A 15,976-nucleotide genomic window follows, 5' to 3' on the forward strand; every position below is an offset into this window, starting at 1 on the left:
TTCTTCAACATGGGCCCGCCATGGCATAAGGGCCGGGGCGCAGGGGCGTTGCCGGTTGGCTCCGGTTTGCGCTCCCCCTGCAGGAAACACAGGTCTTCTTCATGTCGCCGATCACGCTGATCCTGATTGCGATTGGTCTCGGACTTGCCGGATGGCTGGCCGGACGGGCCAAGGCGTGGAGCTTTGCCTCGGCCGATCCCGCACAGCGCCCGGCATCGCGCCCGGTCTATCACGCCTGGTATGTGGCGCTGTGGGTGGTGATCCCGGTGCTGCTGTTCGTGGTGATCTGGACCGCGATTGCCCCGCAGCTGGTGCTGCAATCGGTGCTCGCCTCCTCCGCCGCAGAGGCGCTGCCCGCCTTCGGGTTCGAACGCGACGCCTTCCTTGCCGAAGCCCGTGCGGTCGCGCTCGGCCAGGCGCCGGGCGTGTTCAACGAAGAGGCCGAGGCCCTGATCGCCCCGTTCCGCGAGGCCAACAGCCGCTATTCGATCATCGGCGTTGTGGTGACAGTGCTGGTCGCGCTCAGCGGCGGGGCCATTGCCTTCCTGCGGCTGCGCCCCGATTTCAGCGCCCGCACGCGAGTCGAACGGGCGGTGATGATGATCCTGCTGATCGCCTCGCTGGTCGCGATCCTGACCACGCTCGGCATTTTCGGCAGCCTCGTGTTCGAGACGGTGCGGTTCTTCGGCTATGTCTCGCCGATCGATTTCCTGTTCGGGGCCGTCTGGGGTCCGGACACCATGGTCAGCCCCGAAGCGACCGACGCCTCGCGTTATGGCGCGGTGCCGCTGTTCTGGGGGACGATCTTCATTGGTGCGATCATCGCCATGATCGTGGCGATTCCGCTCGGCCTGATGAGCGCGATCTACCTCACCCAATATGCCGATCCGCGGGTGCGCGCATGGGTGAAGCCGCTGCTGGAGATCCTCGCGGGCGTGCCCACCGTGGTCTATGGCTATTTCGCCGCGCTGACGCTCGCCCCGATTATCCGCGATGCGGCGGTGGCAATCGGCATCACCAGCGCCTCGACCGAAAGCGCGCTCGCAGCCGGCGTGGTGATGGGGGTGATGATCATCCCCTTCGTTTCCTCGATGGCGGACGATTCGATGGCAGCCGTGCCCGGCGCGATGCGCGACGGGAGCCTCGCGATGGGCGCCACCAAGTCCGAAACGATCCGCAAGGTGCTGTTCCCCGCCGCATTGCCGGGCATCGTCGCCGGGATCATGCTCGCGGTCAGCCGCGCCATTGGCGAGACGATGATCGTAGTGATGGCCGCCTCGCCTGCCGCCAACCTCACCGCCAACCCGCTTGAGCCGATGTCCACCGTGACGGTGCAGATCGTCAAACTGCTGACCGGCGAACAGAGCACCGATCACCCCGCCACCCTCAGCGCCTTCGCCCTGGGCTTCGTGCTGTTCATGGTGACGCTGGCGCTCAACTTCATCGCCCTGCGCGTGGTCAAGCGTTTCCGCGAGGCTTACGAATGAGCACTCTTGCACCTTCCGCCCCTGATGCCGGCACCGCCGCCGCAAGCGAGCGCCCCACCCGCACCCCCGCATTCGAAGCGCGGCTGGCGAAGCGTTACCGCGCCGAACGCAATTTCCGCCTGCTGGGGCTGGCCGCGGTCGCCTTTTCGCTTTCGGTGCTGGTGTTCCTGCTGGGCAACATGCTGTCCAACGGCATCGGCGGGTTCCAGCGCGCCGAGCTGGCGGTCACCATCGACTTTCCCGAAAGCGGCATCACCGGCGATGCCAACTCGCTGACCGCGCCGAGCGCGGTGCAGACGCTGGAAATGCAGGGCCTGCCCGATGTCATCGAATTCTACGCCGAACAGCAGCTGGGCGCGGATGCAGCGGCGGAGATTTCCACCGATGGCTGGCGCGATGTCGCCGCCGCGCTCACCACCGATCCCTCGCTGATCGAACGCAGCGCGAATTTCGAACTGCCCACCACATCCGCGCTCGCTGCCGGGCTCCAGGGCGAAGGCTCGCCCGAAATGCAGGCGCTTGCCAAGCGGCTGTCGGCCGAGGGCAAGCTGGCGCGCAACTGGGACTGGGGCTTCCTCGCACGTTCTGATGCGACCAGCCCGCAGGCGGTCGGCATATGGGGCGCGCTCAAGGGTTCGATGCTGACCATGCTGGTCACGCTGGTGCTGGCCTTCCCGATCGGGGTGCTCTCGGCGCTCTATCTCGAAGAATACGCGCCCAAGAACCGCTGGACCGACATCATCGAAGTGTCGATCAGCAACCTTGCCGCCGTGCCTTCGATCATTTTCGGCCTGCTGGGGCTGGCGGTGTTCCTCGCGATCTTCCCCAACCTCAGATCGGCGCCGCTGATCGGCGGGATGACGCTGGCGCTGATGACCATGCCGGTGATCGTCATTTCGGGCCGCAACGCGATCAAGGCGGTGCCGCCCTCGATCCGTGACGGCGCGCTCGCCATCGGTGCCTCGCCGGTGCAGGTGGTGTTCCATCACGTGCTGCCGCTGGCATTGCCGGGGATGCTGACCGGCACCATCATCGGCATGGCCCGTGCGCTGGGCGAAACCGCGCCGCTGCTGCTGATCGGGATGCGCGCCTTTGTCGCCACTCCGCCCGAAGGCTTTACCGCCCCTGCGACCGTGCTGCCGATGCAGATCTTCCTGTGGTCCGACGAAATCGATCGCGGCTTTGTGGAACGCACCAGCGCGGCTATCATCGTGCTGCTGGTGTTCCTGCTCGCCATGAACGGCCTTGCCATCTACCTCCGCAACAAGTTCGAGAAACGCTGGTGACTGTAATCCATCCCAACATGACCGACGAAAGCGCGAAGATCCGCGCCCGCGACGTCTGCGTCTATTACGGCGACAAGAAGGCGATCGACGAGGTTTCGATCGACATCTCGCCCAACTACGTCACCGCCTTCATCGGCCCTTCGGGCTGCGGCAAATCGACCTTCCTGCGGTGCTTCAACCGCATGAACGACACCATCGGCGCGGCCCGCGTAACGGGCCTGATCGAGCTCGACGGGGAAGACATCCACGCCGACCGGATGGACGTGGTGCAGCTGCGTGCCCGCGTCGGCATGGTGTTCCAGAAGCCCAACCCCTTCCCCAAGTCGATTTACGAAAACATCGCCTATGGCCCCAAAATCCACGGCTTTGCCGAGAAGAAGGCCGATCTCGATGTGATCGTCGAACGCTCGCTGACCCGCGCAGGCCTTTGGGACGAGGTGAAGGACCGGCTCGACGATTCGGGCACGGCCCTGTCGGGCGGGCAGCAGCAGCGCCTGTGCATTGCCCGCGCCATCGCGGTTGACCCCGAAGTGATCCTGATGGACGAACCGGCGAGCGCGCTCGATCCGATCGCGACCGCCAAGATCGAGGAGTTGATCGATGAACTTTCGGGGCGTTACGCGATCGTGATCGTCACCCACTCGATGCAGCAGGCCGCCCGCGTGAGCCAGCGCACCGCCTTCTTCCACCTCGGCAAGATGGTCGAGTATGGTCCCACTTCGGAAATCTTCACCAATCCCATCGAGGAGCGGACGAAGGATTATATTACAGGACGTTACGGCTGATGGCTGAACATACCGTCAAGGCATTCGATGAAGACATCACCCGGCTGCGCGGCCTGATCGCGGAGATGGGCGGCCTTGCCGAAGTCGCCATCGCCGAATCGCTCGATGCACTTGTGCGCGGGGACGAGGCGCTGGCCGAACAGGTGGTGGCCCGCGACAAGCGCATGGATGCGCTCGAAATGGAGGTCGACAAGCTCGCCGTGCGGATCATCGCCCTGCGCGCACCGATGGCGGATGACCTGCGCGAGGTGATCGCGGCGCTCAAGATCGGCGGGGTGCTGGAACGCATCGGTGACTATTCCAAGAACATCGCCAAGCGGGTCGGCATGATCGAAGGCCGCGCCCGGTTCGAACCGCTGACCCTGCTGCCGACGATGGGCGAACTCGCGGGGGAGATGGTGCACGATGTGCTCACCGCCTACGCCGCGCGCGATCCCGATCTGGCGCGCGAAGTGATCGCCACCGATGCCAAGGTCGACGGGTTCTACAACTCGATCTTCCGCAATCTGGTCAGCTACATGGTCGAAAATCCCTCGACCATTTCGAGCGCGGCGCAGCTGCTGTTTGTGGCGCGCAACATCGAACGGATCGGCGATCACGCGACCAACGTGGCCGAAATGGTGCACTTTGCGGCGACCGGGACCTATCCGCCCGAAGGCGACCGCTGAGCTGCATCGGCATTCAGCCCTGACGGCCTGCAAATGGCGCGTCATCATCTGAATGTCGATACAGCCCAGACCCCGTCTAGGTCCGTCTAGACCCCCTATAGACCCCTTTTAGGCCCCTTTTCGGGGTATTTTGCGCCATGTTTCACGTGAAACATTGCAGCTTTGCTCGGGCGTGGTTGAAAACCCGGCGGGTTTCATCAAACTGTCGCGCAAGTGACACATAGGCGCTGGCATTGCCCGCGCCTGCGGGCCTGAGGAGGCACCCTGCGCATGTCCGCTGCCAAACTGCTGCTGGTCGAAGACGATCCCGCTCTGTCGGAACTGCTCGAATACCGTTTCAGGAACGAAGGCTATGCCGTGCGCTGCACCGGCGACGGGGACGAGGCGCTGATCCTCGCCAGCGAGGAAGTGCCCGATCTCATCATCCTCGACTGGATGATCGAAGGCACCAGCGGCATCGAGGTGTGCCGCCGCCTGCGCCGCGACAAGGAAACCGCCCACGTTCCGATCATCATGCTCACCGCCCGCGAGGCCGAGGATGACCGGGTGCGCGGGCTGGAAACCGGTGCGGATGATTACCTGACAAAACCCTTTTCCCCCCGCGAGTTGCTGGCCCGCGTCGCCGCCGTCATGCGCCGCATCCGCCCCGCGCTGGCGGGCGAGACGATCGAAGTCGGCGACCTCAAGCTCGATCCGGTCGCGCACAAGGTGCAGCGCCGCGGCCGCGCCCTGCAACTGGGTCCGACCGAATACCGCCTGCTCAAATTCTTCATGGAAAGCCCCGGCCGCGTGTTCAGCCGCGGGCAGTTGCTCGACGGGGTGTGGGGCAACGGGTCGGACATCGAATTGCGCACGGTCGATGTGCACATCCGCCGCCTGCGCAAGGCGATCGGCATCGATGGCGCGAAGGACCCGATCCGCACGGTCCGCTCGGCGGGATATGCGCTCGAACCGGCCTGAAACTAATGAAAGTCGCGTGATTTCGGGATGATCCGGGCATCGCGCGGGTGCCCGCCCGGCACGTGTTGCGGCCCGCGATCCGGCATAGGGCGATTGACCTCGTCGGCCCGGGCGAGCGGGGCATCGAGCAGATCGTCGGACAGGGCGTGAAGCCGGTGGGTTGCGTCGGTCAGGTGGGCGGCGATGACGTGGATCACCTCGTCATCATACTCGACCCTTCCCCGCACCTCCATCAGCCGCGCGCCCATCACCACCTTGCGCTGCTTCTCCTTGAGATCGGGCCAGACCACGAGGTTCACCACCCCCGTTTCATCCTCCAGCGTGATGAAGGTCACGCCCTTGGCGCTGCCGGGCCGCTGGCGGATCAGCACCACGCCGGCCACCTGCACCATGGAGCGGAACTTGCGCACTCTCAGATCACAGGCGCGCACAAACCCGCGCTGGGCAAGATCGGCGCGCAGGAAAGCGAGCGGGTGCGCCTTGAGGCTCAGACGGGTGGTCTGGTAATCGGCCACCACCTCCTCCGACAGCGGCATGGCAGGCAGCGCGATCCGGGCGCGCTCGGCCCCCTCCTCGCGCACGCCTGCGGCGCGGAACAGCGGCAGATCGGGCGCGGCAATCAGGCTTCGCGCATCCCACAAGGCCTGCCTGCGGGTGAGGCCCAGCGAGGTGAAAGCATCGGCACTGGCGAGCCGTTCGACATGGGCCGGTGACAGCCCTGCCCGCACCCGCAGATCGGCAATATCACGGAACGCCCCGCCCGCCTCGCGTGCACTCACCAGCGCGGCGGCGACATGTTCGGGCAGGCCGTCAATCTGTCTGAGGCCGAGGCGCAACGCGCCGCCCTCCAGCGTGCAATCCCACCCGCTCGCGTTCACATCCACCGGCAACACCCGCACCCCGTGCTCCGCCGCATCGCGCACGATCTGGGCGGGCGCGTAGAAGCCCATCGGCTGCGAATTGAGCAGCGCGCAGGCGAAGGCCGCCGGGTAATGGCACTTGAGCCAGCTTGAGACATAGACCAGCTGGGCAAAGCTCGCCGCGTGGCTTTCGGGGAAGCCATATTCGCCGAAGCCCCTGATCTGGTTGAAGCAGCGTTGGGCAAAGTCGCGGTCATATCCGCGGGCGACCATGCGTTCCACCATCATGTCCTGAAGCTCGTCCACCATCCCGCGGCTGCGGAAGGTCGCCATCGCCTTGCGCAACCGGTTGGCCTCGAGGCTGGAGAATTTCGCCGCATCCAGCGCGATCTTCATCGCCTGTTCCTGAAAGATCGGCACGCCCAGCGTGCGCCCGAGGATGCTGGTGAGCTCGTCCGACGGCCCGTGTTCGGGCGCGGGCGCGGGAATCTGGACGGGCTCCGCACCCCTGCGGCGCTTGAGATAGGGGTGCACCATGTCGCCCTGAATCGGCCCGGGCCGCACAATCGCGACCTGGATGACGAGATCGTAGAACTCCCTCGGACGCAGGCGCGGCAGCATGTTCATCTGCGCCCGGCTTTCGACCTGGAACACCCCGAGCGAATCGCCGCGGCGCAGCATCGCGTAAGTCTCCGGATCCTCGCGCGGGACGCTCGCCAGCGTCAGATTGCGGCCATGGTGTGCCCCCAAGAGATCGAGGCATTTGCGGATGCAGGTCAGCATCCCCAGCGCCAGCACGTCCACTTTCAGGATACCGAGCGCCTCGATATCGTCCTTGTCCCATTCGATGAAGCTGCGTTCGGGCATGGCGCCGTTGCCGATCGGCACGGTCTCGCTCAAGGCGCCTTCGGTGAGGATGAAGCCGCCGACATGCTGGCCCAAGTGGCGCGGCATCCCGATCATCTGTTCGGTGAGTTTCAGCACCCGTTTGAGGTGGGGATCGGTGATGTCGAGCCCGGTTTCAGCGGCGTGCTTCTCGGAAATCTCGCGCCCCCACCCGCCCCACACGGTGCGGGCGAGCGCGCCGGTGACATCCTCGGAAAGGCCCATCGCCTTGCCCACCTCGCGGATCGCCATGCGCGGGCGATAGTGGATCACCGTCGCGCACAGCCCGGCGCGGTGGCGGCCATATTTGCGGTAGATATACTGGATCACCTCCTCACGCCGCTCGTGCTCGAAATCGACGTCGATATCGGGCGGTTCCTTGCGCTCTTCTGAGATGAAGCGATCGAACAGCAGCTGGTGCTTGGCCGGATCGACACTGGTGATGCCCAGCACGTAACAGACCGCGGAGTTGGCCGCGCTCCCCCGTCCCTGACACAGGATCGGCGGATCGCACCCCCGCGCGAAATCGACGATGTCCTTGATGGTGAGGAAGTAGCGGGCGAGATCGAGCTTGGCGATCAGCGCGAGTTCGCGTTCGAGCGTGGCGCGCACACTTTCAGGCAGGCCTTCCGGGTAACGCCGCCCTGCCCCCTTCCAGACCTCTGCCTCAAGGAAAGCCTGCGGGGTCTGGCCGTCGGGGTAGATGTCCTCGGGGTATTCGTAAGCCAGTTCATCGAGGCTGAAGCGACACCGGTCCGCCACCTCGCGGGCAGCGGCGATGGCGTGGGGCCAGCGCGCGAACAGCCGCTGCATCTCCTGCGGCGACTTCAGGTGCCGTTCGGCATTGGGGTGGAGCAGGTGGCCCGCCGCCGCGACGGTGGTCTTGTGGCGGATCGCGGTCATCACGTCCTGCAACGCACGGCGTTCGGGCGCGTGGTAGTGGACGTCGTTGGTGGCGAGCAGGCCGAAGCCGTGCGCGCGGGCGAGTTCGTCCAATCGCTCGATCCGGGCGATATCGTCGCCGCGATAGAGGTAGCTGGCAGCGATGTGGCGCAGGCTGGGAAGCTGGCGGGTGAGGTGCGGGAGGAGGTCGGCAAAGGGGGCTGTGAATTCAGTGGGGCCGAAGGGGCTGCCGCTAATACTCCCCTCCCGCTTGCGGGAGGGGTCGGGGGTGGGCCTGTCTTCAGGCTCGCTGCGCTCGCTCCCACCCCTAGCCCCTCCCGCAAGCGGGAGGGGAATCACGTTGCTCGGCACCGCGATGGTGAACGCGGCGTCGAGATCATCCGGCGGCAGCAGGATCAGCTGCACGCCTTCACTGTGCGCCGCGAGCAGCGCGAGGTCGATCTCGCACACCCCCTTGTCCTGCCATTCGCCGCTGAGCGTCTGCATCCGGCCCGCGCTGATCAGGCGGCACAACCGGCCATAGGCGGCGCGGTTTTCGGGGTAGGCGAGGAAGGCGAGGCCCTCTACCGTCTCAATCCGGCAGCCGATCACCGGGCGCAGTTTGAGCGTCCGTGCCTCGGTGTGGATGCGCACCACGCCCGCCATCGAATTGACGTCGGCAATGCCCAGCGCGTCATAGCCTGCCGCATGGGCAGCCAGCACCAGATCGACCGCGTCCGAGGCGCCGCGCAGGAAGCTGAAGCAGCTGACCAGCCCCAGCTCGACGAAGGGCGCGCGCGACGGAGCGGCGACGCCATCGGGGTCGATGTCGAGCCTGCGCTTGTCGGGGGTGAGCGGGGCGTCGGGCATGTCAGCCCGCCAGTTCTGCGAGCCGCCCGCGCACCAGCGCCAGATCGGCGGCGAACAGGGCGGCCTGTTGCTCGCGTGCGGGGCCGTCCAGACGCAGCAGATAGGAGGGATGCACCGTCACCCACAATTCGCCTCCGTCATCGAGCGGGATCGCCCGCCCCCGCTCGCGATTGACGCTGACCGTGCGCCCCAGCAGGCCGCGTGCGGCGCTCGCCCCCAGCGCCAGCACGATGCGGGGCCGCACCAGCGTCCGTTCGGCATCGAGCCACCAGCGGCAGGTGTCGATCTCCTTGGCGCCCGGCGACTGGTGGAGGCGGTGCTTGCCCTTGAGCACGAACTTGAAGTGCTTCACCGCATTGGTGACGTAGGCCGCGCTCCGGTCGATCCCGGCGCGGGCGAGGTGATCGCCCAGCAATTGCCCCGCCGGGCCGACAAAAGGGCGGCCCGCGATGTCCTCCTGATCACCGGGTTGCTCGCCGACGATCATCAGGGCGGCCTGCTGCGGCCCCTCGCCGGCCACGGCGCGGGTGCTGCATTCGGCGATCGGGCAATCGCGGCAGGCGGCGGCCCCTTGCGCGACCTCGGCAAGGGTCGCAGGCCGCGCCCGCTGCTCCCGCGCACCCGCCGCCACCATCGCCGCCTCACGCGCCTGCGCGCCCGCGATGAGCTGCGGGATCAGCTCGGCTTCGGGCAGGTTCTTCCAGTATTTCTTCGGCATCTCCGAGAGCATCGCGCCGACCTTCAGCCGCGCCGGGTTGAAGATCGAGGCGTAGTAGGAGCGCCACAGCGCCTCGACCGGATCACCCCCCGGTGCATCCTCGCGGCGTGCGGGCGGGCCTTCGCGCATCACCTCGCCATCCCAATGCACGCTCCCGCGCGGGGTCAGGATCGACCAGCGCATATTGGCGAAGCGGCGCATGAAAAAGGCGGCTTCGGCGCGCACGATGTGGTGATCGGGCTCGAACCAGGCGACGAAATGCGGGGTGCCGTCTTCTTCAGTAACTTCGCGGAAGCGGACGAAGGCGTGCATCTTGTGGGCATCCCGGCGGACCGACTTGGCGAGCTCCTCAAGGCGGCGCACCTCGGGGTCGGCTGTGTCCTCCATCAGGCGAGGATTGCGCTGCAAGCGCCACAGCACGCGGTAGAGCAGCCCGAAGCGTGCGGGATCGGAATGCAGCGCGGCACTGCGGGCGACGGTCAGGAACCGCTGGCTGGCGCGCACGGGGCGCGGGTCGACGGGAGGCGCGGGCAGGCGCTTCTCGCCGCGTGAGGGGCCTTCGGCGGCGAACAGATCGCCCGTGCCGCCCGGCTCGATCCAGCTCACCCGGTCTGGCGGCACATCGCACTGCACCAGCCCCCGCGCCCGTTCGCGCCAAAAGGCGAAATCGTCGGGCGCGGGGAGATGCACGGCGTAGTGCGCGCCGAGGGAGACGTGCTGCATCGCGGTCATTCCACTCCCCTCCCGTTCACGGGAGGGGCTGGGGGTGGGTGCGCGAAGCGCTGGGCCGGGAGGCCCACCCCGCTGCGACTAGCGAGCAAGCTCGCAAGTCTCGCTGCCCCTCCCGCGAGCGGGAGGGGAGATGAGAGCGTCCGCACCATCAGAACAGCTCCAGCTGCTCGGACTTCTTCACCAGCAGCCCGCGCAGATCGGCGCGGTCCGTCAGCAGCGTCGGGCGCCAGTCGACGGTGCAGATGAAGGGCCGCACCTTGGCAACCGAAGCGGTCAGCCGCGCCACATCGTCGAGCCGCAGGTTGCGGTGCCGGCGGACGCTGAGGATGCGCGCCACCGCCTTCGTCCCCAGCCCCGGCACCCGCAGCAGCATCTCTCTGGGCGCGCGGTTGACGTCGACGGGGAAGCTTTCGCGGAACTTGAGCGCCCACGCCAGTTTCGGGTCGATATCGAGCGGCAGATTGCCGTCCGCCTCCGCCGCGTCCGCCACCTCCTGCGCGCCGAAACCATAGAACCGCATCAGCCAGTCGGACTGGTACAGCCGGTGTTCGCGCAGCAAGGGCGGGCGCTTCAGCGGCAGCACGGCGGAGGCATCGGGGATCGGCGAGAAGGCGCTGTAATAGACCCGCCTCAGGCCAAAGCTGCCGTAGAGGCGGCTCGCCTTGCCGATGATCGCGGCGTCATTGGCATCGTCGGCGCCGACGATCATCTGGGTCGATTGGCCTGCGGGCGCGAAGCGCGGCGCGTGGCGGAAGCGCTTCCTTTCATCCTTGGCCTCGATGATCCGCGCCTTGGTGCGGCCCATCGCGCCTTCGATCTGGCCTGCGTTCTTGTCGGGCGCGAGGCGGGTCAGGCCGGCGGTGGTGGGCAGCTCGACATTGATCGAGACACGGTCGGCATAGAGCCCGGCGGCATGGATGATCTCGGCATCGGCCTCGGGGATGGTCTTGAGGTGGATGTAGCCGCGAAAGTCATGCTCCTCGCGCAATATCCGCGCCACCTCGACCAGCTGCTCCATCGTATGGTTCGCGCTCTTCACGATGCCCGAGGACAGGAACAGCCCCTCGATATAGTTGCGGCGGTAGAAATTGAGCGTCAGGTCGACCACTTCCTGCGGGGTGAAGCGCGCCCGCGCCACATTCGAGCTCTTGCGGTTGATGCAGTAGTGGCAATCGAAGATGCAGTGATTGGTCAGCAGGATCTTGAGCAACGAGATACACCGCCCGTCCGGCGCATAGGCGTGGCAGATGCCCATCCCCTCGGTCGAACCCACACCCTTGCCGCCCAGCGAATTCTTCTTCGCCGTGCCGGATGACGCGCAGGAGGCATCATATTTCGCCGCATCGGCGAGGATTTCGAGACGCTGGCGGAGAGATTGCTGGGCCATGGAACTGCGGGAACACCTTTCTTGTGTTCCTTATATGTTCCACAACCTGCCCTGCCAAATGCAAAGCTTGCAATCACATCTCGAGAAAGCGGCGGCGCTGCGGCCCTTCGCGAAAGGTGCCATCGAGGCTGCATAGATGATCGACCACCGCCGGGTGCATCGCGCCTTCGAAGGCGACACCGGCAAACGGCCCTTCGACCCAGGCAATCGAGCCCAGCGGAGCGTTGATCGCCCCCACCTTCATCGTCACCCGGTCACCCACATCGGCAAATCCCGGCTTGCCGCGGATCTTGCACCCGCCTTCGGAGATGTCGATCAGATCGACAAAAACCTCCCGCGAACGCACACGGCTTTTGACCATGAGGCTCATCGGGCGGCGCTCGGATGCACGCGGGATCGAATGCAGGTTCATGGCGAAAGCATCGCACAAACCGGTAAAAGAAATCTAAGTGCAAAGCCCGTGCAGGAACCAGTCGGGCACCCCGCCGCGCCCGTCACCGGCAATGCCCTGGCGGTAGATCCAGTAACGCTGCCCGGCTGTATCCTCGATCCGGTAATAGTCGCGCAGGCGCACGGTCGAGCGTTCGCGCCACCATTCGGGTGCGATCCGTTCCGGCCCCTCCACCCGCACCACCTCGCGCACCGCGCCGCGCCAGCGGAATCGCTGCGGATAGCCATCGGGCGAGGCATAGAGCACCGCGATCGGCTCTGCCCGGTCGAGCAGCTTGAGCGGGCGGGTGTGGAAAGCAAGCTGCCCCTGACTGGGCGGCACAGGATCAAGCGGCGGCTGCCAGCCCTGCGCGCGTTCGGGGATATGGCTGGCACGGGCAACCGGACGGGTGATCGCCGCCGGTCCGAGCCGCACGCCCAAGCGGTCGATGCACGCCGCCAGCGATGTGCCGTGCTGTTCGGCAGCGGCATCAAGATCGGCCTGCGACAGGGCCAGCGGCTCGCTCCAGCTAGCGCGCAACTGCACGGCCTCGATCCCGAAACCCGCCTCCACATCGTCGAGCCGGGCGGCGAACAGCCGGGTGATGTGCGCCGCCTCGCGGGTGGCGGCAGCCAGTTCGATCCGGCGCAGCAGCACCTCGCCATCGACCCGCCACAGCCCCAGTTCGAGCCGCCGCGCGCCCTCGCCCCGCGCTTCAAGCGTGCGCACCATGTCAGCGGCGAGATCATCCACCACCCGGTCGAGCAGGTCACGATGACGCAGTGGCTCCATCAGGCGGCGCTGCACCATCGGGACGGGGCGGGCGATCACCGGCAGCAGCGGTTCGGGCACGCGGCCGAGCAACTGGTCAAGCCGCAGCAACGGATTGGTAGCAGGGGCGCGGTGATTGCGGAACCGGCGGCGCAGCGCATCGCGGGCGGCGGCCTGCGCGGCGGGATCATCCCCCTCCCCGCCAACCCCGGCAAGATCGCCAAGCCGTTTGACGCCGAGGCGCCGCAGCACTGTCAGCACATCGCCATCGAGCCGCAATGCCGCCACCGGCAGATCGCCGAGCAGGCGCAACGGATCATCCCCCGGTGCAAGGATCGCGGCAGACGGGCCGTAACGGGCCAGCGCCCAGGCCGCCCCCGCAGTCGGTGCCAGCGCGGCGCGCACCGTCAGCCCGCGGGCGGCGAAAGCGGCGGCGGCATCGCCAAGCAGGCGCTCCTCCCCGCCGAACAGATGCGCCGCGCCTGTGACATCGACCAGCAGACCATCGGGCGGATCAAGCGCGCTCCACGGGCCCCAGCGCTGCGCCCACAGCGCCAGCTTTTCCAGCGCCGCCAGATCGCCTGCCGGATCGGACGGGACCGCGGCCAGCTGCGGGCACAGCGCCCGCGCATCGGCCAGCAGCATTCCCGCGCGCGCTCCGGCAGCCAGACCGGCATCATTGGCAGCGGCAATGCGCGGACCGTGCGCGGTATCGGCCACCAGTGCGGTGGGCAGTGCCTCGGCAGCAGCGCGGGCCTCAGGCGCGAGCGCGAGCCGCCAGCGATCGACCGACAGTCGGGCGAGCCAGACGGACAATATCCGGCGTGGCAGCGCCATCGGTATCGCGGCGGATGCGCAAGGTTCCGTCGTCATCACTCAGCATCCATTCGCCCGGCGCATGGCCGCGGGCGCGGAACAGTTCGGCATGCCAGCTGGCAGTGCCGGGGGCAGCAGGGTTCCAGCGTGGGGGCACCGAAGGGGCGGCACGCACCCGCCAGCGCATCCTTGCCGAGGAGAGGTCCGGCGCAGCGTCGATCCGCACCAGCCAGAGCCGCACGCCATGCCGTTCCGCCACGAGGCTGAGGCGGCGCGAAGCGGTGAAGGACAACGCACGCGGATTGCCCGCAATCTCGCCGATCACGCAGGCGAGATCGCGGCATTTCAGCCCCTCCTCCAGCGCGAACAGCGCGTCTTCGGGCGTGGCGGCAGCAACATGGATCAACCGGCAGCGCAAATCGGGTGGCAGGCCTGCGAGGCACGGGCGCCCGCCCAGCCTTATCGCCTTGCGGTCCTGCACCCACAGCACGCCGCGACTGTCCTCACCCTCACCGGTTGAGGCCATGGCGTCACGCGCCAGCGCCAGCGCCAGCCCCGCCCCGCTTGCCTCGGCCGAGGAGGCAAAGATTTCGGAATGGAACGGCTGCACGCCCAGCCCCGGCCGCCAGCGTGCGTCAGACAGGCGGGCAGGCAGAACACGGACGGGTGAGGGCTTGGAGGGCGCAAAGGGCATGGGCGAACGACTCATTTGTTCGCATTATGTTCCAACATTGGCCGCAGTGCAATGCAAAGGGCGCGGGATGCACAACCGCACCCCGCGCCCTGCAGAACCCGCCGGCAATGGGGCCGGATCAATCCTCGACCACAGGCCCCGGAAATTCACCCATGTCCGGCGCGTCATCCTGCGGATCGCCATGCTGGAGATTGGAGTTGCGCATGCCGTAGATGAAGTAGAACGAGGTGCAGATCACCATGTAGATCAGGAGGTGTTGCAACACCTGCCACGGCACAGTGGTGATGAGATAGATGCAGGACACAATGCCCAGCACCGGCAGCACCGGATAGAGCGGGACATTGAAACCGCGCGGCAGATCAGGCGCGGCCCGGCGCAGATAGATCACCGAAAGGCACACCACCGCAAACGCAGCCAGGGTCCCGACCGATGTCATGTCGCCCAGGAAGTTGATGTCGAGGAAGCCTGCCGCAACCGCCGTAACCGCCCCCACCAGCATGGTGTTGACCGCCGGGGTGTGGAAGCGCGGGTGAACCCGGCTGAACACCTTGGGCAGCAGACCATCGCGGGCCATGGTGTAGAAGATGCGGGTCTGCGCATACATCAGCACCAGCACCACCGAAGTGAGACCGATGATCGCACCGACCTTGATGATCTTCGCGAGCCAGCCCCACTGCGCCCCGAAATTGTCGACCACCACCGCAACAGGATCGGGCACGTTCAGGGTGTTGTAGGGCACCAGCAGCGTCATGATCGCGGCCACCAGCATGTAGATCACGGTGCATACCACAAGGCTGCCGATGATGCCGAACGGCATGTCCTTGGCCGGATCCTTGGCTTCCTGTCCGGCGGTCGAGACCGCTTCGAAGCCGATATAGGCAAAGAACACGATCGAGGCGGCGCGCATGATGCCATCCACCCCGAATTCGCCGGGTCCGGTATTCTCCGGAATGAACGGCACCCAGTTGGTCGCCACCAGTTCAGGCAGGTTGCCGAGCACGATGGCTCCGCCCACCAGAATGAAAGCCGCCAGAACGCTCACCTTGATCGCGACGATGATGTTGTTGACCTTCGCGCTCTCGGACACGCCAACCACCAGCAGCGCGGCCAGCAGGCCGCAGATCAGAAAGGCCGGCAGGTTGAAGATGGTGGTCACCGGCTGGCCATCGATCAGCACCGGCACGCCGTCCTTCATCAGCGGATAGCCCGCAGGTCCGGTGAACTGGGGCGGGATTACGATGCCGAAATCGGCCAGCAAGCTGACCACATACCCGGACCAGCCAACTGCCACGACCGATGCGGCAAGCCCGTATTCAAGCAGCAGCAGCGCCCCCATGATCCACGCCACGAACTCGCCCAGCGTGGTGTAACCATAGGTGTAGGCAGAGCCCGACACCGGCAGCGTCGAGGACAGCTCCGCATAGCACAGCCCTGCAAAGGCGCAGACAATGCCTGCAACCACGAAGCTGAGCATCACCGCAGGACCGGCATGGAGCGCCGCTGCGCTGCCGGTCCGCACGAAAATACCTGCCCCGATGATACAGCCCACGCCCAGCAGCAGCAGGTTCCACTTGCCCAGCGACCGCTTAAGCTCGCTGGTCTGGGTTTCACGCTGCACCTGCGCGATCGATTTGCGGGCGAACATCCGTTCGAAGATGCCGCGATTGGGTGTGCTCGCCATTACCATTCCCCCCTGCACGCCTGACCGGCGCACGGATTGATCCTGTCAAGAAACATCGGATTAA

The 15,976-nt window shown here is 66.5% G+C and carries 12 protein-coding genes; 5 read left to right on the plus strand and 7 right to left on the minus strand.

Annotated features, from left to right (window positions below; translation table 11 throughout):
* The first annotated feature begins 101 nt into the window (after window positions 1-101).
* The 5 genes from pstC to phoB all read left to right on the plus strand — a co-directional run bounded on the left by pstC (window position 102) and on the right by phoB (window position 5,186).
* Window positions 102-1,487 (plus strand): phosphate ABC transporter permease subunit PstC, encoded by a 1,386-nt coding sequence (gene pstC, locus ACU0AG_RS05535; RefSeq protein ID WP_482781258.1) that lies wholly within the window; start codon window positions 102-104, stop codon window positions 1,485-1,487.
* Window positions 1,484-2,773 carry a phosphate ABC transporter permease PstA gene (gene pstA / locus ACU0AG_RS05540; protein WP_482781259.1) on the plus strand — a complete coding sequence of 430 codons (1,290 nt, stop codon included), beginning with the start codon at window positions 1,484-1,486 and terminating at the stop codon, window positions 2,771-2,773. Before pstC ends, pstA begins: the two co-directional genes overlap by 4 nt.
* Before the next feature lie 17 nt (window positions 2,774-2,790).
* Window positions 2,791-3,558 carry a phosphate ABC transporter ATP-binding protein PstB gene (pstB, locus tag ACU0AG_RS05545; protein WP_482781402.1) on the plus strand — a complete coding sequence of 256 codons (768 nt, stop codon included), beginning with the start codon at window positions 2,791-2,793 and terminating at the stop codon, window positions 3,556-3,558.
* Window positions 3,558-4,226: a phosphate signaling complex protein PhoU gene (gene phoU / locus ACU0AG_RS05550; RefSeq protein ID WP_482781260.1), complete on the plus strand. Its 669-nt coding sequence runs from the start codon at window positions 3,558-3,560 to the stop codon at window positions 4,224-4,226. The genes pstB and phoU overlap by 1 nt, the downstream gene beginning before the upstream one ends.
* 270 nt (window positions 4,227-4,496) lie before the next feature.
* Complete coding sequence (phoB, locus tag ACU0AG_RS05555; RefSeq protein WP_482781261.1) at window positions 4,497-5,186, plus strand: phosphate regulon transcriptional regulator PhoB; 690 nt, start codon at window positions 4,497-4,499, stop codon at window positions 5,184-5,186.
* A gap of 2 nt (window positions 5,187-5,188) precedes the next feature.
* On the opposite strand, the gene ACU0AG_RS05560 is transcribed toward phoB, so the two are convergent.
* From ACU0AG_RS05560 to ACU0AG_RS05590, 7 genes are all read right to left on the minus strand, one after another.
* Window positions 5,189-8,683: an error-prone DNA polymerase gene (locus ACU0AG_RS05560; RefSeq protein ID WP_482781262.1), complete on the minus strand. Its 3,495-nt coding sequence runs from the start codon at window positions 8,681-8,683 to the stop codon at window positions 5,189-5,191.
* A gap of 1 nt (window position 8,684) precedes the next feature.
* On the minus strand, window positions 8,685-10,133 hold the full coding sequence (locus ACU0AG_RS05565; RefSeq protein ID WP_482781263.1) for a UdgX family uracil-DNA binding protein: 1,449 nt from the start codon (window positions 10,131-10,133) through the stop codon (window positions 8,685-8,687).
* A gap of 148 nt (window positions 10,134-10,281) precedes the next feature.
* Window positions 10,282-11,520, minus strand: coding sequence for a putative DNA modification/repair radical SAM protein (locus ACU0AG_RS05570; protein ID WP_482781264.1), 1,239 nt, complete (start codon window positions 11,518-11,520; stop codon window positions 10,282-10,284).
* A gap of 73 nt (window positions 11,521-11,593) precedes the next feature.
* On the minus strand, window positions 11,594-11,932 hold the full coding sequence (locus ACU0AG_RS05575; RefSeq protein WP_482781265.1) for a PilZ domain-containing protein: 339 nt from the start codon (window positions 11,930-11,932) through the stop codon (window positions 11,594-11,596).
* Window positions 11,933-11,965: 33 nt separating this feature from the next.
* A complete protein-coding gene (locus tag ACU0AG_RS05580; protein WP_482781266.1) occupies window positions 11,966-13,558 on the minus strand; it encodes a Y-family DNA polymerase in 1,593 nt (530 codons plus the stop codon).
* Window positions 13,479-14,246: a recA-like protein gene (locus ACU0AG_RS05585; RefSeq protein WP_482781267.1), complete on the minus strand. Its 768-nt coding sequence runs from the start codon at window positions 14,244-14,246 to the stop codon at window positions 13,479-13,481. The genes ACU0AG_RS05580 and ACU0AG_RS05585 overlap by 80 nt, the downstream gene beginning before the upstream one ends.
* Before the next feature lie 103 nt (window positions 14,247-14,349).
* Complete coding sequence (locus ACU0AG_RS05590; RefSeq protein ID WP_482781268.1) at window positions 14,350-15,912, minus strand: amino acid permease; 1,563 nt, start codon at window positions 15,910-15,912, stop codon at window positions 14,350-14,352.
* Window positions 15,913-15,976: the final 64 nt, after the last annotated feature.

The organism is Erythrobacter sp. RANMB8 (genome assembly GCF_056848235.1).

Excerpts from the sequence above, each read along its gene's own strand:
- ACU0AG_RS05560 (WP_482781262.1), bottom strand. The coding sequence starts at position 8,683 with ATGCCCGACGCCCCGCTCACCCCCGACAAGCGCAGGCTCGACATCGAC.
- pstA (WP_482781259.1), top strand. The coding sequence starts at position 1,484 with ATGAGCACTCTTGCACCTTCCGCCCCTGATGCCGGCACCGCCGCCGCA.
- ACU0AG_RS05585 (WP_482781267.1), bottom strand. The coding sequence starts at position 14,246 with ATGAGTCGTTCGCCCATGCCCTTTGCGCCCTCCAAGCCCTCACCCGTC.
- pstB (WP_482781402.1), top strand. The coding sequence starts at position 2,791 with ATGACCGACGAAAGCGCGAAGATCCGCGCCCGCGACGTCTGCGTCTAT.
- ACU0AG_RS05570 (WP_482781264.1), bottom strand. The coding sequence starts at position 11,520 with ATGGCCCAGCAATCTCTCCGCCAGCGTCTCGAAATCCTCGCCGATGCG.
- ACU0AG_RS05575 (WP_482781265.1), bottom strand. The coding sequence starts at position 11,932 with ATGAACCTGCATTCGATCCCGCGTGCATCCGAGCGCCGCCCGATGAGC.
- pstC (WP_482781258.1), top strand. The coding sequence starts at position 102 with ATGTCGCCGATCACGCTGATCCTGATTGCGATTGGTCTCGGACTTGCC.
- ACU0AG_RS05590 (WP_482781268.1), bottom strand. The coding sequence starts at position 15,912 with ATGGCGAGCACACCCAATCGCGGCATCTTCGAACGGATGTTCGCCCGC.
- ACU0AG_RS05565 (WP_482781263.1), bottom strand. The coding sequence starts at position 10,133 with ATGACCGCGATGCAGCACGTCTCCCTCGGCGCGCACTACGCCGTGCAT.
- phoU (WP_482781260.1), top strand. The coding sequence starts at position 3,558 with ATGGCTGAACATACCGTCAAGGCATTCGATGAAGACATCACCCGGCTG.
- ACU0AG_RS05580 (WP_482781266.1), bottom strand. The coding sequence starts at position 13,558 with ATGGCGCTGCCACGCCGGATATTGTCCGTCTGGCTCGCCCGACTGTCG.
- phoB (WP_482781261.1), top strand. The coding sequence starts at position 4,497 with ATGTCCGCTGCCAAACTGCTGCTGGTCGAAGACGATCCCGCTCTGTCG.